General features: G+C 71.9%; 17 protein-coding genes. 7 read left to right on the top strand and 10 right to left on the bottom strand.

The window, feature by feature from the left end; genetic code table 11:
- Positions 1–33: 33 nt before the first annotated feature.
- The 4 genes from TA3x_RS07650 to TA3x_RS07635 form a co-directional block, all read right to left on the bottom strand.
- Positions 34–732 carry a class I SAM-dependent methyltransferase gene (locus TA3x_RS07650; RefSeq protein ID WP_435019885.1) on the bottom strand — a complete coding sequence of 233 codons (699 nt, stop codon included), beginning with the start codon at positions 730–732 and terminating at the stop codon, positions 34–36.
- Positions 733–834: 102 nt separating this feature from the next.
- Positions 835–1437, bottom strand: coding sequence for a YdeI/OmpD-associated family protein (locus TA3x_RS07645; RefSeq protein WP_435019883.1), 603 nt, complete (start codon positions 1435–1437; stop codon positions 835–837).
- Entirely contained in the window at positions 1437–2417 is a 981-nt protein-coding gene (locus tag TA3x_RS07640; RefSeq protein WP_435019881.1) for an alpha/beta hydrolase, read from the bottom strand. Before TA3x_RS07640 ends, TA3x_RS07645 begins: the two co-directional genes overlap by 1 nt.
- Before the next feature lie 65 nt (positions 2418–2482).
- Entirely contained in the window at positions 2483–3010 is a 528-nt protein-coding gene (locus TA3x_RS07635) for a c-type heme family protein (RefSeq protein WP_435019879.1), read from the bottom strand.
- A 343-nt stretch (positions 3011–3353) separates the two neighbouring features.
- On the opposite strand from TA3x_RS07635, the gene TA3x_RS07630 reads away from it, so the two are divergent.
- A complete protein-coding gene (locus TA3x_RS07630) occupies positions 3354–4496 on the top strand; it encodes a pyridoxal phosphate-dependent aminotransferase (RefSeq protein WP_435019877.1) in 1143 nt (380 codons plus the stop codon).
- A gap of 144 nt (positions 4497–4640) precedes the next feature.
- On the opposite strand, the gene TA3x_RS07625 is transcribed toward TA3x_RS07630, so the two are convergent.
- Entirely contained in the window at positions 4641–5294 is a 654-nt protein-coding gene (locus tag TA3x_RS07625) for a hypothetical protein (protein ID WP_435019875.1), read from the bottom strand.
- 554 nt (positions 5295–5848) lie between these two features.
- On the opposite strand from TA3x_RS07625, the gene TA3x_RS07620 reads away from it, so the two are divergent.
- The 4 genes from TA3x_RS07620 (at position 5849) to TA3x_RS07605 (ending at position 9790) form a co-directional block, all read left to right on the top strand.
- Positions 5849–7405, top strand: a complete 1557-nt coding sequence (locus tag TA3x_RS07620; protein ID WP_435019873.1) for a hypothetical protein — start codon at positions 5849–5851, stop codon at positions 7403–7405.
- 356 nt (positions 7406–7761) lie between these two features.
- On the top strand, positions 7762–8184 hold the full coding sequence (locus TA3x_RS07615; protein ID WP_435019871.1) for a hypothetical protein: 423 nt from the start codon (positions 7762–7764) through the stop codon (positions 8182–8184).
- Complete coding sequence (locus tag TA3x_RS07610) at positions 8171–8920, top strand: CpsD/CapB family tyrosine-protein kinase (RefSeq protein ID WP_435019869.1); 750 nt, start codon at positions 8171–8173, stop codon at positions 8918–8920. The genes TA3x_RS07615 and TA3x_RS07610 overlap by 14 nt, the downstream gene beginning before the upstream one ends.
- Before the next feature lie 66 nt (positions 8921–8986).
- Positions 8987–9790, top strand: a complete 804-nt coding sequence (locus tag TA3x_RS07605) for an ExeA family protein (protein ID WP_435019867.1) — start codon at positions 8987–8989, stop codon at positions 9788–9790.
- 57 nt (positions 9791–9847) lie between these two features.
- Here TA3x_RS07605 and TA3x_RS07600 read toward each other — a convergent pair whose 3' ends face one another.
- Positions 9848–12907: a protein kinase domain-containing protein gene (locus TA3x_RS07600; protein ID WP_435019865.1), complete on the bottom strand. Its 3060-nt coding sequence runs from the start codon at positions 12905–12907 to the stop codon at positions 9848–9850.
- Between the two features lie 270 nt (positions 12908–13177).
- On the opposite strand from TA3x_RS07600, the gene TA3x_RS07595 reads away from it, so the two are divergent.
- Complete coding sequence (locus TA3x_RS07595; protein ID WP_435019863.1) at positions 13178–14767, top strand: HD-GYP domain-containing protein; 1590 nt, start codon at positions 13178–13180, stop codon at positions 14765–14767.
- A gap of 16 nt (positions 14768–14783) precedes the next feature.
- Here TA3x_RS07595 and TA3x_RS07590 read toward each other — a convergent pair whose 3' ends face one another.
- From TA3x_RS07590 to TA3x_RS07575, 4 genes are all read right to left on the bottom strand, one after another.
- Positions 14784–16025 carry a hypothetical protein gene (locus TA3x_RS07590; RefSeq protein WP_435019861.1) on the bottom strand — a complete coding sequence of 414 codons (1242 nt, stop codon included), beginning with the start codon at positions 16023–16025 and terminating at the stop codon, positions 14784–14786.
- Between the two features lie 46 nt (positions 16026–16071).
- A complete protein-coding gene (locus tag TA3x_RS07585) occupies positions 16072–17268 on the bottom strand; it encodes a S1C family serine protease (protein WP_435019859.1) in 1197 nt (398 codons plus the stop codon).
- Positions 17269–17533: 265 nt separating this feature from the next.
- Positions 17534–17725, bottom strand: coding sequence for a hypothetical protein (locus TA3x_RS07580; protein ID WP_435019857.1), 192 nt, complete (start codon positions 17723–17725; stop codon positions 17534–17536).
- A gap of 98 nt (positions 17726–17823) precedes the next feature.
- Positions 17824–18912, bottom strand: a complete 1089-nt coding sequence (locus TA3x_RS07575) for a DUF1559 domain-containing protein (protein WP_435019855.1) — start codon at positions 18910–18912, stop codon at positions 17824–17826.
- A gap of 387 nt (positions 18913–19299) precedes the next feature.
- On the opposite strand from TA3x_RS07575, the gene TA3x_RS07570 reads away from it, so the two are divergent.
- Positions 19300–22965, top strand: a complete 3666-nt coding sequence (locus TA3x_RS07570) for a PVC-type heme-binding CxxCH protein (RefSeq protein ID WP_435019854.1) — start codon at positions 19300–19302, stop codon at positions 22963–22965.
- Positions 22966–23023 lie beyond the last annotated feature (58 nt).

Genomic DNA, 23023 nt, shown 5'->3' with positions numbered 1-23023 from the left:
GATCGGGGTACAGGCAAGATCCGCCGCGCCAAGTCAGGCCCGTCGCGCCACCCAGGCCCGGATCAGGCCGGTCTGGAGGAACTGGACCGGGGCATCGAAGCCGCCGGCCGAGATGATCGCGGCGACCTCCCCGGGCGGCAGCAGGGCCACGTCGCGGTCGTGCGCCGCCCGCATCTTCTCGACGGCCTCGGCGGTGAGGACCCCGTCCCGCATCATCCGGAACCAGGCCCCTCGCAGGCGTTCGTAGGCCTCCGGGTCCGCGTCGGACGACAGGTCCGCGTTCACCAGGAGGCCCCCGGGGCGGAGGCGATCGGCGATGCCCCGGAAGAAGCCGGACCGTTCGGCCCGATCCAGGATGAACTGGGAGACGAGCAGCGAGGTGGCTGCGTCGAACTCCTCGCACGGCGGGAGCGATTCGAGATAGCCCTCGTGGAACACGCAGCGGGCGGCGATCCCTCGCTCCTCGGCCTTCCGGCGGCAGACGTCGAGCATCGGGGCCGAGGGCTCGACCGCGACGAATCGCCAGCCCGGGAATCTCTCGGCGAGGTCGATCACCTCCGGCCCCGTCCCCGCGCCGACGCAGAGGATCCGCGCGTCGGCCCTCAGGTCGGAGAGGACGGCCCCCATGAGCAGGTGCAATGCCTCCCGCAGAGGGGCGATCTTCGACCATTGCTGGTCGTAGCCCGACGCGCATTTCTGGTCGAACACCGCCTGCAATTGCTCTCGTTCCATGGGCGTCCCCGGTTGCGTGGCGACGATGGCGATTTCACCACGCCCATGATCGCCGAACGTCCCGGCGCCGGCAAACCCCCGAGGGGTGGGGACGCCCCGGGGTCAACCCGACGACTTCTTCCAGGTGAACTGGGGCACCCGCTCGGCCCGGGCCGAGTGCTCGATCAGCTTCTCCAGGCGCTTCCGCCGGGTGGCCTCCTGCTTGGCGCCCGCGATCCACCAGTGGACCGCCTTCCGGTAGGACGCGGGCTGCTTGCCGAAGAAGTCCCACGCCGCGGCGTCCCCGCGCAGGAGCGTCAGGTACGGCTCGGGCATCTCGACCTCCCCCTGCTCGTGGGAATAGATGCCGGATCGGCCCTCCGTCCGGGCCTGGAAGGCGGCGAGGCCGGCGGGCGTCATCCGGCCCTGTTCGATGAGCAGTTGGACCTTGGCGACGTTGACCGTGCTCCAGATGCTCCCCGGCTTCCTCGGGGTGAACCGGATCGTGTACCGGTCGGCATCGACCCCCTTCCGGACGCCGTCGATCCAGCCGAAGCAGAGCGCCTCGTCGACCGACTCCGGCCAGGTCAGGCTCGGCCGCCCGGTCCCCTTCTTGTGGAAGCCCACGAGCAGGGCCTGGGCCCCGGCGTGGTTCTGTTCGAGCCAGGCCCGGAACTCGGCGGGCGTCTCGAAGTAGGCCGGGGTCGTGGGGTCCTCGCCGCCCATCAGGAACCCGCCTTCGGCTTGGGGGCGTCCTGCCAGAGCCACTCCAGCGCCTCGGGCAGCGTCTGGCGCGTGACCCTGCCGTCCGTGTGACCGGCCTCCCTGGCGAAGACGAATCGGTAGTGATAGCCCTTCGCCTTCAACGCGGCGGCCATCCGCCGGTTCGCCATGACCCAGTTGTGCAGGCTGGCCTCGTCCCGCTTCGACCCGTTGTCGTTCTCGCTCACTTCCAGCCAGACCCGCAGCGGCTTGGGGTCGGCCTTCGGGATCAGATTCTCGTGGTATTCCCACGCCCCATGCGGCGACTCCGGGTTCCTCGGCGACTGCTGGTTCACATAAGTCCCGGAATAGGTCAGCACGCGGCGGTAGAGGTCGGGGCGGAACCAGGCCATGGTCAACGCGGCCGCCCCGCCGGAACTCCCGCCCATCGTCGCCCGGAGGTCCGGGTCCCTGGTGAACTTGACCCCCGCTTCCTTCTCGGCCCGAGGGAGCACCTCCTTCTCGACGAATTCGGCGTAGAGGCCCGACACGGTGTCGTACTCCAGGCCCCGCTGGCTGCCCTGGGCGTCGCCCCCGCCCGAGTCGACCAGGATCGCCGCCATGACCGGCACCCGCCCCTCATGGATCAGGGTGTCGAGGGCCGGGATCAGGGTCCTCACATATCCGCCCCCGTCCTGGGCGATGATGAACGGCAACTCCGCCCCCGCGACGTGCTGCCTCGGCACGTAGACCCAGACCTTCCGCTTGTAGGGGACGACGCCGCTCTGCCGTTTCGCGATGCCCGAGTAGATCTTCGAGTCTTCGGAGTTCATGACGAACCGCGTGACCACGCCCCGGGGCACCCCTTCCTTGACGGTCAATTCCGGGGCGTTCGCGTATTCGGGGCCGATGGTGAAATCCCCGTCCGCGAACCTGTCGTCGGCCGGCGATCGGGTCGGGAGGAGGGCCAGGGCCACGAGGAGGGATCGGCCGATGTTCATCATCGTTCCTGTTCTGGGGTGGGGCCCGGGCATCGCGGAGAGATGAGGGCCGGGGGAGGGGCGATTCCCTATTTCTTGGCGATCGGGATCGAGATCAGGAGGCCCGCCGTGCGGCTCTTGTTGCTCGACCGGCCCGGCGCATGGCACTTCAGGCATTCGGCCCGCAGCGTGATCGGGCCGGCGTAGCGATAGACGCCGTCGGCGACGAGTTCGTGCTGCACCCGGCCCGAGGCCAGGGCCTTCGCCGCCCCCTTCTCGAAGTCATCCTTCGGGTTGTGGTCGATGTTCATCGCCCTCCCGTCGACGACCAGCCAGCGGAGCTTGACGCCGTCTCGTTCTTCCACCTCCTGGAACACCTGCTTGAAGCTGGCCGCCGGGATCATGAGCCCCTCGTCCTCCCGGTAATACCGGGCGTGGACGATCTGGAGCGTGTCGTGGATGGTCCCGTGGAGCAGCCGTGCCCGCTGCCGGGCTTCCTCCACGGAAGGGGGCGGGGCGGGTGCCTCGGCGGAGTCGTCGGGGCCGACCGCCGCGGCGCCGAAGAGTGTCAGGGCGAGCCCGGCCGCGGTCAGCCCGGCGGGAAGTCTTCGGTTCATCGCTGGCTCCGGGAGGGGAGGTCGGACCCCCGGATCATCGCCGATCCTGGGGCGGCGTTCCAGGGCGAGCCCTTCGGACGCCCGGATGGCACGGGCCTCGTCCACCGTCGGGACGCCGGTGCCCTTGCTGGAATCGGTCGGCTCCCGCATGCCGAGTCGGCGACGGGTCCCGTGACGTGCGTCGACTGGTCGCCCTGGGTGGGTTCGAGCGTTTACGCCGGTCGCCAGGGGGAATACAATGGCGACCGACCGGCCACGGTCCTCGCGTCGGCCTCTCCTTCGACCGAGTCGGTTTCCCGCCCGGCCCCATCGAGCCCCGACCCGACATCCCGGAGGAGCAGCGATGAACGACCATCCCGCCGCCGAGCGCGTCCGCCGAGCCGTGTCCCGCCGCGCCTTCGGGCGGGCCGCGGCCCTGCTGGCCGCCGGCGCGTCCCTGCCGTTCTACAACGAGGCGGCGCTGGCGCAGGGGCTTTCGGCCCTGCCCGGCCTGCCGGCCGACGCCGTCCGGATCAACGCCAACGAGAACCCGATGGGCCCCTGCCCCGAGGCCGCCGAGGCGATCCATGCCGTCGTCGCCCGGGGGGGACGCTACCTTTACAACGAGACCTTCGAATTCGCCGAGACGTTGGCCGGTATCGAGGGGCTCTCGAAGGACCACGTCCAGGCGTTCGCGGGTTCGAGCGACCCGCTCCATCGCTCGGTCCTGGCGTTCACCGGGCCGGGCAAAAGCCTGGTGATCGCCGATCCGGGCTACGAGGCCGGCGAGCGGGCCGCACGGTTCGTCGGGGCGAAGGTGGCCCGGGTGCCGCTTCGTGCCGACGGGTCGCACGACGTCCGCGCGATGGCCGCGGCCGACCCCGGGGCCGGTCTGATCTACGTCTGCAACCCCAACAACCCCACGGGGTCGGTCACCCGCAAGGATGACATCGACTTCCTGGTCGCCAACAAGCCCAACGGGGCGGTGGTCCTGCTGGACGAGGCGTACATCCACCTGGCGAAGACCGCCGAGCCGGGCTCGCCCCACGTGGCCGCCGGCAAGGACGTGGTGATCCTGCGGACCTTCTCCAAATTATACGGGATGGCGGGCCTCCGCGCCGGGGCGGCGCTGGCCCGGCCCGACCTGCTCGACCAGATCAAGTCCTTCGGCGCCGGGGCGATGCCGGTCACGGGCATGGTGGGGGCCACCGCCAGCCTCAAGGTGAAGGGGCTGGTCGAGCACCGCCGCAAGGTCATCGCCGAGATCCGCGAGGAGACCGCCGAGTGGCTCGACAAGCAGGGCTATCCGTGCCTGCCGTCCGAGGCCAACATGCTGATGGTCTCCGTCCGCCGCCCGGGCGGCGATGTCTTCCGCGCCCTGCTCGACCACAAGGTCGCCATCGGCCGGACCTGGGCCTCGATGCCCGAGCACGTCCGGGTCTCGATCGGGACCCGCGAGGAGATGGCGAAGTTCCGCGAGGCCTTCCGCAAGGTGATGAACGCCTGAGCGAGGCCCCTCCCCTCCCGGCCGGGCATGGATGAATCTCGCCGAGGCGCAAACGAAGACGGACGCCCCACCCCGTTTCCAGGGTTGGGCGTCCGTTTGGCCTTCAATCGTCGCGGGATCGGGCGAGCCCGGTCCCGCGTCGGATCAGGACTGCGGGGCGGCCTTCGCCGGGGCCTGCAGGGCCGGGTAGACCTTGCTGGGGGCCTGCGGGGCGGGCATCACCTTGACCGGGGCCTGGGGGGCCGGCAGGACCTTGACCGGGGCCTGCGGGGCGGGCATCACCTTGACCGGGGCCTGGGGGGCCGGCAGGACCTTGACCGGGGCCTGCGGGGCGGGCATGACCTTAACCGGGGCCTGGGGGGCCGGCAGGACCTTGGTCGGGGCGGGCATCACCTTGGCCGGGGCCTGCGGGGCGGGCATGACCTTGACCGGGGCCTGCGGGGCGGGCAGGACCTTGGTCGGGGCGGGCATCACCTTGGCCGGGGCCTGCGGGGCGGGCATGACCTTGACCGGGGCCTGGGGGGCCGGCAGGACCTTGACCGGGGCCTGCGGGGCGGGCATGACCTTGACCGGGGCCTGGGGGGCCGGCAGGACCTTGACCGGGGCCTGCGGGGCGGGCATCACCTTGACCGGGGCCTGGGGGGCCGGCAGGACCTTGACCGGGGCCTGCGGGGCGGGCATCACCTTGGCCGGGGCCACGGGGGCCGGGGTGTACTTGGCCGGAGCCTGGGCGGCGGGCAGGACTTTGGAATGGTCGCCCACGGTGCTCGCGGCCAAAAGCAAAAGCGCGCTGATCATCGCGATGTCCTCGAAGGATTGGTAGAGTTGCCTGATCGATCGATCGTGCGGGTAATCAAACAGGCCCCTATAGGTTCGGCTCGGTCGGCTCCGGACGTGAATCCGTTCGCCTCGCCCGACACCAACGTCCCGGTCGGAAGACCCTCGGCGTGATGCCCCCGCCCGAGGCAGGAGTGTCAGATCTCCGACACGCAACGGCTTACCCGTCACACGTTGGCCTGAGGACGATGGAGGTGAAGCCCCGAAAGGTCATCATGGCCTATCGGACGTCACACCCCAGGGGTGGCCACCCTATTCATCGGCACGGCGAGACGCCGCGCTCACGTCAGGACGGATAAAACCGAGGAAAGGCGAGTTCGACGGATTCTAGGGGATATGGAGTCGCCTGGGGATCTGGAGAAGACATCGAGATCAAATTGAGTCGATCTCCGAATGATGCCCTGCCGAACCATTGGGGGTATCAACAGGGAGGTCTCTCCTCGAACTGGTAACCTTGCCGGTACGATGAGGGGAATAGAGCCGTGGCGACATTCCATCGGTTATCGGGAGGCAGCATGCGTATCGGCATCAGCCACGTCAGCCTACTGTCCAGAGCCATAGTCATCGCGATGGCGGCGATGGTGGCCCAGGGCGCTCGGGCCGAAGAAGAGGTCCGACACGTCCCCCTGGGCGGTTCGCTGACGGGCCAGGTGGGAGACCGCTATTACGGGGTGTTCGTGCCGACCAAATTCGGCGGGAATCTGACCATCAAGGCCTCGGCGGGCACGGTCGAGTCGATCACCGGCCCCGATGGTAAGGCGAGGAAGAATGGCGAGGACGTCGGCACCAGCAACTCCCAGGGCTGGTACACCTTCAAGGTGACCGTCCCGGAGAAGGATGCCCGCTACACCGTCGAGACCCAGTTCGTCCAGACGGCGTTGAGCAGCCGCCTGCCCTGGAATTATTACTACTGGCCGACCAAGTCCGACGCGGTCCACGAGCCGTGGGCCGGCGGCAACGGCCGGGTCGACACCATGCATCCCATGGGCGACGACATCATGGTCGCCACGCCGGGCGGATACATCGCCCCGGGGCAGGACATCATCCGCGCCGGCCCGAATGGCCTGCTGGAAACCCCCGCCGCCCCCGGCGATACGATCACCTGGTTCCCCAACCTCTACGATGACCTGACCTTCCGCGGGGCCGACGGCAACCTGTTCTCCACGCCGTCGCCGATGCTCAAGTACGACCAGCTGTTCGGGACCAGCGCCCGCAACTGGGAGGCGGCCAACAGCCAGAACCAGGACATCCAGCGCTGGCCGGGCCACTGCCTGGGCGGTGCCGTGGCCTCGATCATGCTGGCCGAGCCCCAGCCGGCCCCCGGCTCGGGCATGACCCAGGATGAGTTGAAGGCCCTGTGGGCCGAACTCGGCGAGAACCACTACAACCACCAGATCGGCGACTTCGCCAACGACATCCCCGCCGGGCCGCCCCGCCTCGGCTTCGACGCCACCGACTACCACGCCCCCCGGTTCCACAACATGCTGGAGTCGCACATCCGCGGCAACCGGCAGAACCTGCTGGCCAACCTCCGCGCCTTCCCGCCCCGCGGCACGGCCAACGAGGTCTGGAACCACGGCATCGGCAAGTACATCGCCACCTACCATGCCGTGCCCGGCAAGGGCGAGCGGACGGTGCGGCTCGAGGTCGAGGTCCACGCCAACTCGGGCTCGAACCTCAACAACGAGGATCCCAAGCCGCGGATCACGAAGTACGAGTATGTCATCCGCTATACCCCCGAGGGGAACGTCGACGTCAGCGGCACCTACGCCCCGGACTGGATCGCCGTGGGCGGCGAGGCGATGTTCTGCCCGCTGAACCTCCTGGAAGTGGTCAACACCCGCTGGGCCGGCCACAACCCCTACATCACCGAGGCCAACATCCGCTCGGCCGACATGGCCAACGGCGGGGCCGGCAGCCGCCTGGCCCGATCCACCCCGCCGACCTGGCGCCCCGTCGGCAACTACGAAGCCGGCCGCGCCCCGATGTTCGCGTCGGGAGCCCCGACCAGCAACGGCGACGCCAGCGGGGCCTCCCCCCGTCGCGGCCTGTTCCGCATCTTCGGCCGTTAATCGGCCCCCCTGCCCCGGCGATAACCCGAGCCGATGCGAATCGAACCGACCCGAGGACCCCGGAAGGGACTCCTCGGGTCGGCTCGTTGGCCGGGCGGCACATCCGGGAGATCCGGGACGACCCCAACTCCCCCGCCCTGCCCTGGGAGGGAGGCGCGAACCTTGCCCCACCGTCCGGGTCAACGCGCCCGGAATTTCCGTCACGGCCGTTCAAGTTTCGCGGGCGACCTGGCCGATTAGTAAAACTGGGTGGTCGATGACGTCGGCCCATCCGACGTGGGATCGCCCCGAGCGATGTGTTGCGACCGCCGAAGCCGACCCGTTCCGCCACGACGGCGAACGAGGGGGCCCAGATCATGACCCAGACCCAGGACAAACCGACACTCTTGATCCCGGCGGCCCGCCGGGAATTGCCGGCCGTGCCGGTGCTGATCCGCGTGCCGATGGTCGCCGGTGTCGCCCGCGGCCCCCGCCATCGTCCGCGCCGACGCCGCCTCCGCCGCGAAGTCCGTTTCGCGGCCCTCGCCCTGCTCACCGCATTCCCCGTCTCCCTCGGCCTCTTCCTGGCGAGCGGCGACCGCGCCGAGGCCCTGGCCATCGCGGCGACGACGACGCTGGACATCGAGTGCGACGAACCCCCGATCCAGTGCCTGTCGCTCCGCCTTGAGCCGATCGTCTCGACCGCGGCGCCGATCCTCGACCGGGACGTCCCGGTGGTCTTGCCCGGCTATCTCCTGCCCGCCGAAGTGAACGAGGAGACGAGCGATGGCGGACATTGATCAAGCCCTGGCCCGCGCCTACGCCCGGCGCGGGCCCTCCGACGCGGCGGGCACCCCGCCCGCCCCGCACTTCCCCGTCGAGCCCGGCCCGAACTCGGCCGGGTCGGCGGTCCAGCTCGAATGGCCCGCCATCATCCGCGCCCTGGAGCGCGAGCACGGCGAGCGGTTCGACCTCCTGGCCGATGCCCTGATCCAGGCCCGCGACCAGCGCCAGGCCAAGGCCCTGCTCTTCACCAGCTGCCATCGGGCGGAGGGGCGGACCACGCTCCTGCTGACCCTGGCCCGCTCACTGGCCCGCCGCGGCGGCCGGACCCTGCTGGTGGATGCCGACCTGTCCGGGCCGATGATGGCCCGATCGCTCGGCCTCCGCCCCCGGCTCGGCCTGGACGACGTGATCGAGGACGGGCTGGCCGCCTCCGACGCGATCCTGGAAGCCCCCGACGACCACCTGTCGATCCTCCCGCTCCGCGCCCCCGTGGCCCGGCCCCGCGAGTTCCTGGCCAACCCGGCCTGGCCGACCGTGATGGGCCGCCTCCGGCGCGAATACGACCTGATCCTGATCGACGGCAGCCCCCTGTTCGCCGGGCTGGGCGCCGCGATCCTCCACCGATCGGTCGACGCCGCCGTCCTGGTGCACAACCGGGCCCTGACCGGCGATCGCGCCGTGTACCGGGCGCGGCAGGTGCTGGAAGCCGGCGGCATCCCCCTGCTGGGGCTGGCCGAGACGTTCGTCTGAGGCTGAGGGGCCGGCCGGAGCGCCCGCCCCGCCGCCGTCCATCCCAGGGATCGGGAGGTCTCGCCGTTGTACGAGGAGCATTTCGGCCTCCGCCCCCGGCCGTTCGGAGAAGGGGGAGGCCCGTCGGGGTTGGTCCCCCTGGCGAGCCGCGAGGCCGCGCGTCGGCGGCTGCGCTACGGCCTCGAACACGGCCAGGGCCCGGCCCTCCTGTTCGGGGCCCCGGGCACCGGCAAGACGACGCTGGCCCGCGCCCTGGCCCGCGACCTGGGCGGCCCCTGGGCCCACCTGGCGTTCCCGGCCATGCCCGCCGCCGACCTGATGGCCTACATCGCCGACGAGCTGCGCGCCCCGGCGGCGCGGGGCCCCGGCCTGGGCGGGTCGGTCGCTCGGCTCCGCGACGGCCTGGCGGCCTCGGCCCGGCGGGGGGAACGCCCGCTCCTGATCGTCGACGAGGCCCACCTCATCGACGACCCCGCCACGTTCGAGACGCTCCGGCTGGTGCTGAACTTCGCCACGCTCGGGCCGTCCGACCTGTCGCTCCTGCTGGTGGGCGGCCCCGAGATCCTGCTCCGCCTGCCCCACGCCCTCGCCGATCGGATGACGGCGCGATGCCTGCTCGGCCCGCTCACCGCCGCCGAGTCGTCGGCCTACATCGCGGGCCGGGTCGAGGCGGCCGGGGCGACGGTCCCCCTGTTCGACGACGAGTCCCTGGCGGAGCTGCACCGGGCCGCCGACGGCCTGCCCCGCCGGCTCAACCGCCTGGCCGACCTGTCGCTCCTGATCGCCTACGCCGAGGGGGCCCCCCGGGTGGGGATCTCCTCGGTCGTCGCGGCCTCGCGCGAGGCGATGTTCGGCGCCCTGGCCGCGTGACGCGATCGGTCGATCGCGTTCGACTTCGTCCCCGCCCCGGGGGGATCACCCCCGCCATCAGGGCAAGGGGACCGCGTGATGCCTCGGGCCGATCAACGCCCGATAGGCCTGCGTCGTGCGGAGGATTTCCAGGTCGGGGTCGTTGCGGATCTTTTCGAGCGGGAAGTCCAGGTCGATGGCCCGGCGGAGCAGCTCGATGGCCCGATCGGTCAGGGCCGGGCCCGGCTGGGCCTGCGCCAGCAGGGCCAGCGAACACGCGGCATTATACAGGCGGTCGCGGGTGGGGCGGGCGACCAGGCGGTCGACGTCGTCCACCGCCGACGGGATGCCGAGCCGGCCCCGGAGCCAGGCGCGGAGTTCCACGGCATCGATCCGAGAGGGGTCGGCCCGGAGCGCGGCCTCGACCGCGTCCAGGGCGGCGCGGTAATCCTCCTTCCGATGGTGGAACCGCGCCATGCCGAGCTGGGCCAGGGGATGGCCCGGGTGATGCCGCAGGACATGGGCGAAGTCCGCCTCGGCCCCCTGGAGGTCGGTCTTGAGGAGGGCCATGCCCCGGACCGCGCGGAAGCTCGGCGCGTCGGGATTCTCCTCGATCAGCTTCGCGAACAGGCTCTGCGCCTCCTCGTGGCGGCCGTGGCGGGCCAGGGCCTCGCCCAGGGCGGAGCGGACGGACGCCTCGCGCCGGCCCAGCTCCATGGCGCGTTTGAAGTCGTCGATGGCGGCCGGGTCGCCCAACTCCAGGTGGGCGAGCCCGCGATTGACCAGGGCCTCGGCGAAGTCGGGGTCCACCTTGAGGGCCTGGCCGTAGGCCTCGCGGGCCTCCACCAGCCGGCCGTCATGGGCCAGGGCCAGGCCCCGGTTCATCCACGGCCAGGCGAACTTGGGCGCCAGCACGGTGCAGACCGCGAAGTCGCCCGCGGCGGCCGGGAAGCGCCGCTGCTCGTAGTGGCACAGGCCCAGCGAGAACCAGGACCAGAACCGCCGCGAATCGGCCCGGACCGCCCGATCCAGGGCCTCCTCGGCGCGGTCCAGGCGCCCCTCGGCCAGCCAGGCGGTGCCGATCATGTAGAAGTCGCGGCCGGAGGCCGGCAGGATCTGGTCGCGACGCCGCCGATCCCGGTCCGCCAATCCGGCGTTGCCCAGCGAGGCATGATAGCGGGCCCGGTCGGCGAACAGGGCCCGGGGCGGGCTGGGGTCGCGCCGCTCGGCGGCATCCAGCCGGGCGATGGCCGTCTCCAGGGCGGCGCGGAGTTGGGCCTCGGAGCGGGTCTTCTCCGCGCGGACGACCCGCGCCCGGCAGACTAGCAGGATCAACTCGGTGAGGTCGCGGCGGGCTTCCTCGCGCTCTTCCGCATCCAGGGCGTCGACCCAGGACCGGCCCCGGCCCCGGCCCCGGTCCTCGACCCCGGCCAGGGCCAGGGCCTCCTCGGCCCGCTCGATCCCCCGATGAATGTAGCCCGTCGAGCCCGCCGTCGTGTTGAGCAGGAACTGGCACTCCTGGAATCGGGACCGGAACTCGTCGTGCCCCAGCCGCGCCGAGGCCCGCTGGAGGTGGCGGGACAGCGACCAGGCGGACCCGCCGGCCAGGGCCAGCAGGATGACCGAGAGGAGTGCCACCGGCGTCGCCCCGACGAGCTTCGGGTTGCGCCGCGCCCACTTCGCCGCCCGCTCGCGGAGGCTGGGCTCGGGGGCGAACCGCAAGGGCTGGTCGTCCAGGAACCGGCGGAGGTCCTCGGCCAGCTCGCCCGCCCGCTGATAGCGGCCCTGGGGGTCGGGGCACAGGCACCTGGAGACGATCGAATCCAGGCTCCACGGGACGTCGGGGTTCATCGACCGGAGCGACGGGGCCGGCTTCCGCCGCTCCTCGGTCATCGCGGCGACCGCGTCGATCAGCTTCATGTCGGGCGGGGCCCCGGAGAAGGGCGGGCGGCCGGCGATCATCTCGAAGAGGATCAGCCCCAGCCCATACAGGTCGGATCGCTCGTCGACGGCCTCCGGCCGGGTCGAGCCCCGGGGGTTGAAGGCGTCGAGGTGCTCCGGCGACATGTAGGGGAGCGTCCCGCCCATCATCGCCTTATTCGCCCCGTCCGGGCCGGGGGCGTCGGTGGCCAGGTTGAAGTCGAGCAGCATCGGCGTGCCGTCGGCGGCGATGAGGATGTTGGACGGCTTGAGGTCGCGATGGAGCAGGCCGCGCGAGTGGGCGTGTTCCAGCCCCTCGGCCAGCCGCGCCGCGATCCACACGGCGGCGCGGATCGAGCTGGCCTGGCGGAGGAACTGCCGGGCCGGCTGGGCCGGGCCCACCTCGTCCTCGCCGGCGGCCGTCGGGCCGGGCGGGGCCGCGCCCGGCCCGGCGTCGTCGCCGCCGGGCGGGGCCGCGCCGGCCATGACCGACCGGCCCGGCTCGGCCGCGGCCGGGTGGCCGACCAGGTCGAGCGCCTCGATCAGGCTCCGTTCGACGCCGAATGCCGTCGGCCCCGATTCCGCCGTCGAGGTGCCGGCGGCTTCCAGGACCTGGGCGAGGTTGGCCCCCCCGTAGTACGGCATGCACATCAGCCGGAGGCCGGTGGTCGGGTCGTCCTGCACCGAGTAGATCGGGACGATGTGGGTGTGCTGGAGCCGGGCCAGGATCCGCGGCTCGTCCCCTTCGGCCAGCGAGACCTTGAGGGCCACGGCGCGGTTGCCCAGGCCGGACTCCTCGGCCAGGAAGACCCGGCCGAATGCACCCCGGCCCAACTCCGAGATCAGCCGGAAGCCGCCGATCCCGTCGCCCTTGCGGGGGAACGCGATCGCCTCGCCCCCCTCGGATGCCCCGATCCGCGCCCGGTCGACCGTCACGGCCTCGTCGAAGGCCGGGGGCCCGAGCGTCTCGGCGTCCGAGGGCCGGGCGAGCGTCGGGGGATCCTCGGCGATCGCCCCGGGGTGGAGCGTGAAGTCGGCGGCGGGGTCCGCCAGGCGGGGGCCCGGCCCGCCCGAGAAGGCTGCGTCCCAGGCCCCATCCTCGGTCGGGCGGGCCTGGCCCGGCCAGTTCATCGTCAGGTCGGCCGAGGTGCCGGACGCCTCATCGCTCCCGACGAGATTCCAGTTCAGGAACGGTTCGTTCGACGGAGGCCGATTCACTGGGGCCACCTTCCGGTCGGGCGGGACGCTGGATCGACTTCGACGCCGGGTCGCGGATCCTCATCGCGGGGATGGCTCGCGCCCTCCACGTGGCTATAGGGCACGCCATCTGCCTTGTCCAACCGGGCCGGCGCCCGGCCCCAGTTTTCCCGAGGGCCGGGCCCGCCGGGCGGGGCGATCCGGCGTCGGGCCCGGTGCCGGTCCCGGTTGCACGACTCGGATTCGTGTCCTAGGTTAAGCCGGGAAGGTGGGCGGTCGGGACGGTGCGGGATGACCGCGATCGCGGCGGGGGACGGGATGGCGACGAGACATTCGGCGGAGAGCGAAGCCAAGGTCGTCCCGAGCCGATCGGGCGAATCGAGCAACCCGGGCGGAGACCGGGCCCTCGCCCTGCGACTGGCCCGCGAGTTCGCCGCCCCGGTGGGGCTGCTCGACCCGGCCACCCTGATCTGGCGGGCCCGGGTCGGGATCGACCCCGACGAATTCCCCGATGCGGACGCGAGCCTCACGGCCGTGCTGGCCTCGGGGCTGCTCTGGCACGGCAGGGTCTCGCCCTGGCGGCCCGACCGGGATCGGGGGCCGACCTGGCTCTGCCTGCCGGTCCCCCTGCCCGCCGGGGACGACGTGGTCGCGCTGGTCGGATTCTCCGGCGAAGATGAGTCCCGGCCGGGCTGGGGCCGCCCCTGCCCCGAGCGGGCGCTCCGCGCCTGGGGCCAATCGATGGCCGACGCCCTCCGCGGCGAGGCCTTCCCCCGGCCCAAGGCGGCATCGCCGTTCCGGGGCGACGGTGGGGATCGCCTGCTGACCTCGCGGCTGATCCGCCGGCTCCGGGTGTCCGACCCGCCCCAGAAATTCCAGGACCTGGCCCTGCACGCGCTCCGGGGGGCCCTCGGCGTCGCCGCGGTCGCCTGGGTCCCGACCCAGAAGGATGAGGCCGTGGTCGCCGACGGCGCCATCGCCGGCCTCTCCACGTCCTCCTATCGCGACCTGGTCCCCTGGCGTGGGGCCAGCGACGGCGTCTGCCTGGTCAACACCCCGTCGCCATCGACGCCCGACCCGATCCGGCGCCTGGTGGCCGTCGCCGCCGACGCCCCGGCGCCGAGCGGCTGGATCATCGCGATCAACCCGATCGATGACCACCCGTTCGCCATCCGGGAGGTCGAGATGATCCAGCCGGTCGCCTCGCTGATCGGCACCCAGAGGACCAACGGCAGGCTCTACGGCGAGCTCAAGGAGCTGATGTTCGGCGTGATCCGCTCGCTGACCTCGGCGATCGACGCCAAGGATCCCTACACCTCGGGGCACTCCGAGCGGGTGGCCCGGATCGCCGTGCGCATCGCCGAGGAGATGGGCCTCTCGGCCAACCACCGGAGCGACCTCTACCTGATGGGCCTGCTCCACGACGTCGGCAAGATCGGCATCAACGACGACGTCCTGAAGAAGCCGGAGCGGCTGACGCCCGAGGAGTACCTGATCGTCCAGTCGCACGTCGAGATCGGCGTCCACATCCTGTCCGACCTCAAGAAGCTGCACCACCTCCTGCCGGGCGTGGCCCACCACCACGAGAGCTACGACGGCAAGGGCTACCCCAACCGGCTATCGGGCGAGTCGATCCCGCTGCCCGCCCGGATCCTGGCCGTGGCCGACGCCTTCGACGCCATGTCGAGCACCCGGCCCTATCGCCGCCGCCTCGGCCCGATGGCCATCGACGAGATCCTCCGCAAGGGGGCCGGGGCCCAGTGGGACCCTCGGGTCGTCGATGCCCTCTTCGCGTGTCGCGGCGACGTCGAGGCGATCCGCCAGAAGGGGCTGGGCGAGAGCCTGGTCCGGGCCGTCGACGAGGCCGTCGACCGCCATTGATCGGCCTTGGGCGGGCTCAGGGGGCGGGCGAGACGGTCGCCCGATCCGGGAGCCCGGTCAGCTTCCGCGAGGCCCGCTCCACGAACCGGGCGAGGGTGGACTCGTGGAGCCTCCGCTCCACCTCGGGGTCGCGGCGGTTGGACGCGGCGGAGCCCGCCCCCCCGTGGACGGACAAGCTGGGCGGGAAGGCGTCGGCCGTCACCGCCACGCGGTTCGCCCAGAGGACCCGGCCCAGCTGCTCCAGCTGCAACGTGCCGTCGATCTCGGTGGTCAGGTTCCTGGATTGGAGGAACGGGGGGCCCGGGGTCTCGACGATCTCCGTCGTGGCGCGGAACGGGGCCCGGGCATCCCAGAGGTCTCGCCAGGGCGAGCGGCGGGGTTGGGGCAGGTAGCCCTTGGCCCGGAGCGCCTCCGACCAGGGCCCGTCCAGCCGGGCGTTGTAGGCTTCGATCGACCCGAACAGGAACCGGCCCGAGGCCGGGGGGAGCGCCACCCCGAACCGCGACACGGCGGAGTCCATCAGCGCCTCGGCCTCGTCGCGGGCCTTGCGGGCCTCGCCCGGCGGGAGTGGCCCGGCATGGTCGTGGAGCCGGGCCGCGGCGAGGAACGCATCCGAGGCGCGGCCGGCGTCCAGGGCGGCGCGGGCGGCGTCGCGGTCGGCCCCGGCCTGCCGCATCCGCTGGTCGTCCAGGGCCTCGGCGATCGCCCCGGCCAGCGGGGCGAGCGCCGGGTCGGTTGCCGCCCGATCGCGGAGCGTCAGGGCCTCGCCGACGGCCCTGGCGGGGTCCAGGGAGGCGAGCGCCGCCAGCCGGGACCTCGCCTCGCGCAGCGAGGCCGCGTCGCGGCGTTCCAGCAGGGCGTCGAGCCGATCCGAACGGATCGCGCGGGCCCGGGCCACGGCCGCCTCGATCTCGATCAGCGCCCGATCGGGGCGGTTCTCGGACTCGGCGGCGTCGGCCGACGCGATCAGCTCGGCCAGGACGCGCTCGCGACCGGCGCGGAGCCGGTCGCCGACCATCCGGCTGGCGGTCGCCGCGACCAGGGCCAGGCCCATCAGGACCAGGCCCGCCCGCAGGGCCGTCCGCTCCCAGGGGGCCCGCCTGCGGGGGGACCGCCACCGCTTCGAGGGGGCGGCCCGGGGCAGGAACGGGATCTCCACCCAGGTCGCGCAATCCTCGCAACGGACCAGGCCGCCCGGCGCCATCCCTTCGACCTCGAGTTCCCGGCCACACTCCGGGCAGGCGAAGGTCCCGATCATCCCGCTGGCCCCCCGGCACCCAGGCGTCGACCGCCGTTGCTCACGATCAATCTTGGCCGAGCGTCACCGGGACGTCCAGGCGGCGGCCCTCCCGGATCACGGTCACCACCACCGAATCGCCGGGGGCGTGGGACTCGACCTCGGTGAGCAGGTCGTCGTAGGCGGCGGCCGGCTTGCCGTCGATGGCCACGATCAGGTCGGCCGACTCGGGGTCGAGCCGGGAGACGACCCGGTTGCCGACGCGATAGCGCCGGGCCTGGATCGGCCGGAGCCCGGCCTGGTCGGCGGCCCCGCCCTCGGCCACGCCGAGGATCAGCAGCCCCTCGCGGGTCCGGAACACGCGGGTCAGGCCCAGGTCGGCCCGGATCACCCGGCCGTGATCGATCAGCGGCCGCAGGAGCCGGCGGATGGTGCTGATCGGCACGGCGAAGCCGATCCCGGCCGACTGGCCGACCTGGCTGAGGATGGCCGTGTTCATGCCGATCACCTCGCCCCGGGCGTTCAGCAGCGGCCCGCCCGAGTTGCCGGGGTTGATGGCCGCGTCGGTCTGGATGATCCCCTTGATGGTCCGGCCGTTCTTGGCCTGGATCGAGCGGTCGAGGCTGCTGATGATCCCGGTGGTCAGCGTTCGCTCCAGGCCGAACGGGTTGCCGATGGCCAGCACCTTGAGGCCGACCTGGAGCCGCGACGAATCCCCCAGGGCGACCGGGAACAGCCGGCCCGGTTCGGCCTCCACGCGGATCACCGCGACGTCGTTGGAGGCGTCGGCGCCGACCACCCGCGCCGGGATGGTCGTGCCGTCGTGGAAGGTCACCTGGAGCGTGTCGGCCGACTCCACGACGTGGAAGTTGGTCAGGATGTGCCCCTCGCGGTCCAGGACGAAGCCCGAGCCCGACCCGCTCGACGTCGACTCGTCGCCGAACAGGCCCACCGCCGTGGCGGCCGTGGTGATGTTCACCACGCTCTTGTTCACCCCGGCATAGATCCGGACGTTGATCTGCTCGTCCACCACGGCGGCCCGGGCGAGGTCGGCGGGGATCTCCGGCGGCACCGCCCCGGAGTCGAACGGCGGGGCCGGGTTGGCGGGGGGGCGGGCCCGTGCGCCGGGCGCAGGCGGGCGCGGGACCTGCGCCACCGGCAGGAGGCGAGGGAGGCCCCCCTGCCCGCCGAACCAGGCCAACGCCACGGCGATGGCGGCCACCCCGATCGCGATCTGCGAGCCGAATCCCCTCGTGTCAGCCATCGCGGCCCATCCCCTGCTCGCCCGCTCGTCTCCGGATCCCCTCTTATTGAAGCTACCCCACCGAACCGGGCGGGGCAAGATCGGCGACGGGCTGCGGGTCGCCCGGCGATGCTCGGGGATCGCGGGGATCGCGGGGATGGGCTGCCCACCCGATTCCGGAGATGCCGGCATCCCGCCCGCGAGTCCATCGCCGGCGAGCCCGGATCCCCAGGGGGCCGGGTGCCGGCGGGCTTCGATCGAGCGGGGTCGGGGGCCGGGGCGGGGCCTACCGTCGATTGGACTTCGGCGGGGGCGGGGGCTGCATGCTCTTGATCGACTGGGCCGCGGCCTGGCCGCCATCGGCCTGGTCGCTGGCGACGGGGGCCTGCGGGGCGCCGCCCGTGCCATCACCGCAGCCGGAAAGGAGGCCCGCCAGCATCAACAGGCCGACAATCTTCGCATGGCGTTCGAGGGACATGGAGAGAATATCCTCGGATAGGGTCGAGATCGGGAAAGCCCCAACGATGGCGGGCGGAGGTGGCCGGGGCCGCCATCCCCCCCGCCCGGGATCGGGCATCAGAAGGCGTCGGAGCTGATCACCTCGCCGCCGGCGCGGGTGCCCAGGGCCCACCAGGTCGGCAGGTTGATGGTGTCCTTGATGTAGCGGACCGAGCCGTCCGCCATGCAGGCGTTCACGCCGCCCGGATGGTTGCTGCTCGGCGACATGGCGTCGATGGCCTGCCCCACCGGGTAGTCCTCGGCCCGGCACGAGATCCCGTTGGGCGTGTTGACGTGGGAGTAGGAGTTGAATCGCAGGGTGTTGCCGTGCGAGCCCGCCCACACCGCCCCGGAGATCCAGACATTGTTCTGCGACCCGGCCGTGGAATTGGTCCCGGGCAGGGCGCGACAGGCCTGGACGAACGCCATCGCCGTGGCGGCGCCGCCCGAGTCCGCCTTCATGATGCCGGGGACCGGGCCGAACATGACCCGCTTCGCGTTCGGCGAATTGATCGTGTAGTCGCCGTTGGGCAGGCCGATGAGGCGCTCGCTGAAGGCCACCGTGTTCGACGTGCCGTCGGTCGCGGAGGCGATGGTGGCCGTCCCGGCGTTCTGCGGGTAGTTGGTGGCGATCATCACCTGGGAGTCTTCCCGCATCGGGACGATGATGCCGCTCCAGGTCCCCATCGACGCCGGCCCGCCGATGCTGGCGGCGTAATTGATCCACGTCTGCGGCTGCCAGGGGCCCACGCTGCGACTCTCCGACGGGCACAGGAACGACGCCACCTGAGCCCGGCAGACCGTGAGATAGTTGACCTCGGAGTTCGCCCCGAACGAAAAGTTCGCGGCGTTGGCCAGGGCCTGCCCCTCCATCATCGGCAGGAGCATGGTGGCCCAGCCGAGCGGCCAGTCGCCCTTTTCCCCATTCGGAGTCGCCGTGCCGCTCCGCCACATGTTGCCGCAGAGGGGCGGGAAGCAATTCTGCACCGAGATGTAGTTGTGCAGGGCCAGGCCCATCTGCTTCAGGTTGTTGGTGCACTGGGCGCGGCGGGCGGCCTCGCGCGCCGCCTGCACGGCGGGCAGCAGGAGGGCGATCAGCACCGCGATGATGGCGATGACGACCAGCAGCTCGATCAGTGTGAATCCGCGATGGACGTGCCTGCGCATACCGGGACCCCTTTCCGGGAGAGACGCCGATCCAGTCGAGTCGGTGGCCGATGCGGGAAGCGCGAGGGGGGACGGGCGCGCGGCGATACGGCAATCGCTTTCGATTGAATGACTGTGTTCAGATGGGAATAGGTTGAGATGTGGCGTGCGTCGAAAGATTAATTGCAGAGGCAGTTTGGGTCAGGGGCTGCCATCTGAATTCGATCTCTTCGAGCACGGTTGCCATTATGAACGGACCCGGATGATTGTCAATCGTTCCTACTTTTGTCGTAAGGCTTTATATCGCGAAGGGGGCCGCCCCCTCTCAGCCCCTGGACGGCCCATGCCAGGCGTGACAGAATGGCAGCCCATCCGCCTTCCCATGGACGCATCCAGGAGCCGACGACGATGAAGTCCCCTGACCGGGCCCGCACGGGGCCCCGCGCGATGCTCTTTGCCATCGCCCTGATCGCCGGGGCCCCGGTCGCCCCGGCGCAGTCCCCGCCCGAGCGGGCGACCGCGATGCTCCGGCCGGCCGAGGGGCTGGAGGCGACCCTGTGGGCAGCCGAGCCGATGGTCGAGAACCCGACCAACATGGACATCGACTCGCGCGGCCGGGTCTGGGTGACCGAGGGGCTGAACTACCGGCTCCATCGCGGGGCCAACAAGACTCACCCCAGGATCGCCGACGCCGATCGGATCAAGATCCTGGAAGACACCGACGGCGACGGCAAGGCCGACAAGGTCACCGTCTTCGCCGACAAGATCTTCCCGGTGCCGATGGGGATCGCCGTCGAGGAGGTCTACGACAAGGCCGGCAAGTACAAGGGGGCCCGCGTCTACGTGGGCAACAGCCCCGACCTGCTGGTCTTCGAGGACACCGACGGCGACGACAAGGCGGACAAGCGGTCCGCCCTGCTCACCGGGTTCGGCGGGGTGGACTCCGACCACGGCGTCCACGGGATGACGCTGGGGCTGGACGGCAAGCTCTACTTCACCCACGGCGACGGCTGCTGCTCGGTCCAGGAGGACCGCAAGAGCGAGAAGCCCCAGAACTTCGACGTGGTCGACCGCTCGGGCCGCCACGTCAAGTCGTCGAACCTGGCCAACACCCTCCGCGTCAACCGCGACGGCACCGAGTTCGAGGTGATCGCCGACCGCCAGCGCAACAACTACGAGACCGCCCTGGACGCCTGGGGCCACCCCTTCACCAGCGACAACGACGACGACGGCAACCGCGGCTCGCGGGTGATCTGGGCGATGGACGGGGGGACCTACGGCTACCACACCCCCGGCAGCCCCCGGCACTGGGGCGAGGAGGTCCCCGGCAACTCCCCCAAGCTGGTCGGCACCGGCAACGGCAGCCCGACCGGCATCGCCGTGTATGAAGGCTCGCTGCTGCCCGGCGACTACCAGGGGGGCCTGTTCGAGGCCGACGCCGGCTCCCGGCAGATCAACTTCTTCCCGATCGAGCGCCACGGCGCCCACTTCCGCACCACCTACAAGGTCCTGCTGGGCAGCGACGACAACTGGTTCCGCCCGGTCGACGTGGCCGCCCTGCCCGACGGCTCGGTGCTGGTGGCCGACTGGTACGACTCCGGCGTGGGCGGTCACTCGTTCCGCGACCAGACCACCGGGCGGATCTACCGCGTCGCCCCCAAGGGGGCGGCCTACAAGAAGGTCCCGGCGGACTTCAGCACCGTGCCCGGCCTGATCGCGGCGCTCCGGTCCCCGGTGGTCGCCACCCAGGACGCCGCCCGCCGGTCCCTGATCGCACGCGGTGCCGAGGCCACGCCCGCCCTGAAGGCCCTGTCCGACAAGGGCACGCCCGTCGAGAAGGCCCGCGCCCTGTGGGTGCGGCACGCGATCGAGGGGGACGCCGTCGCCGTCGCCGCGTTGAAGGAGGCCGATCCCAGGATCCGCGAGCAGGCCGTGAAGATCCTCGGCCGCGACCTGTCCCGCAACGGCGATGTCGAGTTCACCAACCCCGAGGCCCGGCGCGCCCCCCGGGCCGAGTCGCACCTCAACGACCTCCTGCCGCTGGCCAACGACCCCGATCCCGGCGTCCGCCGCGAGCTGATCACCTCGCTCCGCTGGCTCTCCACCGCGCAGGTCGGCGACGCCCTGAAGGCCCTGGCCGCCGGCTGGGACGGGCAGGATCGCTGGTACCTGGAGGCCCTGGGCCTGGCGCTCCAGGATCGCGAAACCCCCTACCTGGAAAGCCTGTTCGACGGCACCCTGTTCGGCGCCCTCAATCTGGACCGCGACGGCGCGGCCGAGGGGCAGGCGGTGCCGCCCTACTTCCCGGCCGACCGCAACGAGGCGTACATCGCATCGGGCACGGCCGACGCCCCGTCCTCGCCGGTGGCGAAGACCCTGGGCCTGGCCTGGCGGATCCACCGCCCCGAGGCCCTGCCCCTGCTCGCCCGGATCCTGCCGGAACTGGCCGCGACCGACCTCCAGCAGGCGGCCGACGACGTGCTGACCCAGTTCAAGGACAAGGAAGCCGCCCTGATCGTGGCCGACCTCGCCCTCAAGACGGTCGAGCCGGCACGCCGGCAGTCGCTCATGAAGACGCTCGGCCGCAAGATCGGCGGCGACTGGCTCCCGGCGCGGGCCGAGGCCCCGGTGATCCGGCTGATCGAGGACAGCCTCAATGATCCCGCCTGGCGGATCGCCGGCATCGCCCTGGCCTCCTCCGCCGCCGACGGCCGGTACGGCCCCGCCCTGATGGCCTTCGCCCGCGACGAGCAGGTGCCCGAGGACGTCCGCGTGGCCTCCGTCGAGGCGATCGGCCGGCTCCGCCTGCCGAAGTCCGACGAGTTCTTCGACTCGCTGATCGCCGCCGCCAAGGGGGGCAAGGGCGCGTCCGGGGCGCTGGCCGAGGCCGCCGTCCGGACCTTGCCGGATGCCAAGAAAGACGCCAACGCCCGGCTCCTGGCCCTGGCCACCGATCCCGCCTACTCGCTGTCCGTCCGCCGCGAGGCCCTGCGGACCTACGGCCGTCCCCGGGGCGGCGGGGGGAACCGGATCCTGGAACTGGCCCGGTCGGGCAAGCTCCCCGAGGAGTTGAAGTCCGAGGCCGTCTCGATCGTCTACGCCGACCCCGACCGCAACGTGCGCCGCGACGCGGCCGACGTCCTCCCGCTGCCGAAGACCACCGGCGGGCGTCCCCTGCCCTCGCCGGGCGAGCTGCTCCGCCGCGACGGCGACGCCGCGAAGGGCCGGGCGGTGTTCTTCCGCGAGGCCGCCAACAGCTGCGCCGGGTGCCACCGGGTCCAGGGCCAGGGCCGCTGGGTCGGGCCCGACCTGTCGACCATCGGCACCAAGTACGGCAAGGACGAGCTGCTGCGGTCGATCCTCAACCCCTCCGCCGCGATCGGCTACAACTACCGGTCGACGATCCTGGCGATGAATGACGGCCGGGTCCTGACCGGGCTGGTGGTCGAGGAGGCCCCCGACCGGATCGTCCTCAAGATGGCCGACGGCAAGCGGACCTCGGCCCGCCCCGCCGACGTCGAGGACCGCAAGCAGAGCGAGGTCTCGCTGATGCCCGAAGGGCTGGCCGAGACCATGACCGACGGCGACCTCGTCGACCTGCTCGCCTACCTGTCCACGCTCCGCCAGCCGGTCAGCATCGTCGGCCAGTTCCAGGCCGCCGGGCCGATGGCCGACGCCGGCCCCGTCTCCCCTCGGATGGCCGCCCCGGCCAGGCTCTCGTGGCGGCGGATCGACGCGGATGCCGAGGGCCTCGTCGACCTGTCCGCCACGGCCGGCACCGCCCCGTCGAAGGCCGCCTTCCTCCACGCCCCAGTCCTCGCCCACGAGGCGATGGCCGCGAAGCTGGTGCTCGACACCAAGGCCGACGTCCGCGTCTGGCTCGGCGGCAAGGAGATCCCCGTCCCCGCCGCCGATGCCGACCGGCCCCGCGCCGTCGACCTGTCGCTGGCGAAGGGCGACAACGACCTCGTCGTCCGCGTCGCGGGCGGCACCGCCCCCGGGCTGGTCGCCACCTTCGTCGCCGCCAAGCCCCTGGAGTTCCGCTCCGGCGAGTCCGCCCCGAAGACGCCGTGACGCCCTGATCTCCTCGACCGAGGCCGGGGGGCCGATCGCAGGCCCCCCGGCCCTTCCA

Origin of the sequence: Tundrisphaera macrotermitis (genome assembly GCF_051175315.1) — a bacterium.
Taxonomy (GTDB): Bacteria; Planctomycetota; Planctomycetia; order Isosphaerales; family Isosphaeraceae; genus Tundrisphaera.
This window is presented reverse-complemented; position numbering and strand designations above follow the sequence as displayed.

Excerpts from the sequence above, each read along its gene's own strand:
- TA3x_RS07645 (WP_435019883.1), bottom strand. The coding sequence starts at position 1,437 with ATGGGCGGCGAGGACCCCACGACCCCGGCCTACTTCGAGACGCCCGCC.
- TA3x_RS07620 (WP_435019873.1), top strand. The coding sequence starts at position 5,849 with ATGCGTATCGGCATCAGCCACGTCAGCCTACTGTCCAGAGCCATAGTC.
- TA3x_RS07625 (WP_435019875.1), bottom strand. The coding sequence starts at position 5,294 with ATGATCAGCGCGCTTTTGCTTTTGGCCGCGAGCACCGTGGGCGACCAT.
- TA3x_RS07615 (WP_435019871.1), top strand. The coding sequence starts at position 7,762 with ATGACCCAGACCCAGGACAAACCGACACTCTTGATCCCGGCGGCCCGC.
- TA3x_RS07585 (WP_435019859.1), bottom strand. The coding sequence starts at position 17,268 with ATGGCTGACACGAGGGGATTCGGCTCGCAGATCGCGATCGGGGTGGCC.
- TA3x_RS07575 (WP_435019855.1), bottom strand. The coding sequence starts at position 18,912 with ATGCGCAGGCACGTCCATCGCGGATTCACACTGATCGAGCTGCTGGTC.
- TA3x_RS07640 (WP_435019881.1), bottom strand. The coding sequence starts at position 2,417 with ATGATGAACATCGGCCGATCCCTCCTCGTGGCCCTGGCCCTCCTCCCG.
- TA3x_RS07650 (WP_435019885.1), bottom strand. The coding sequence starts at position 732 with ATGGAACGAGAGCAATTGCAGGCGGTGTTCGACCAGAAATGCGCGTCG.
- TA3x_RS07580 (WP_435019857.1), bottom strand. The coding sequence starts at position 17,725 with ATGTCCCTCGAACGCCATGCGAAGATTGTCGGCCTGTTGATGCTGGCG.
- TA3x_RS07590 (WP_435019861.1), bottom strand. The coding sequence starts at position 16,025 with ATGATCGGGACCTTCGCCTGCCCGGAGTGTGGCCGGGAACTCGAGGTC.
- TA3x_RS07635 (WP_435019879.1), bottom strand. The coding sequence starts at position 3,010 with ATGAACCGAAGACTTCCCGCCGGGCTGACCGCGGCCGGGCTCGCCCTG.
- TA3x_RS07595 (WP_435019863.1), top strand. The coding sequence starts at position 13,178 with ATGACCGCGATCGCGGCGGGGGACGGGATGGCGACGAGACATTCGGCG.
- TA3x_RS07570 (WP_435019854.1), top strand. The coding sequence starts at position 19,300 with ATGAAGTCCCCTGACCGGGCCCGCACGGGGCCCCGCGCGATGCTCTTT.
- TA3x_RS07630 (WP_435019877.1), top strand. The coding sequence starts at position 3,354 with ATGAACGACCATCCCGCCGCCGAGCGCGTCCGCCGAGCCGTGTCCCGC.
- TA3x_RS07610 (WP_435019869.1), top strand. The coding sequence starts at position 8,171 with ATGGCGGACATTGATCAAGCCCTGGCCCGCGCCTACGCCCGGCGCGGG.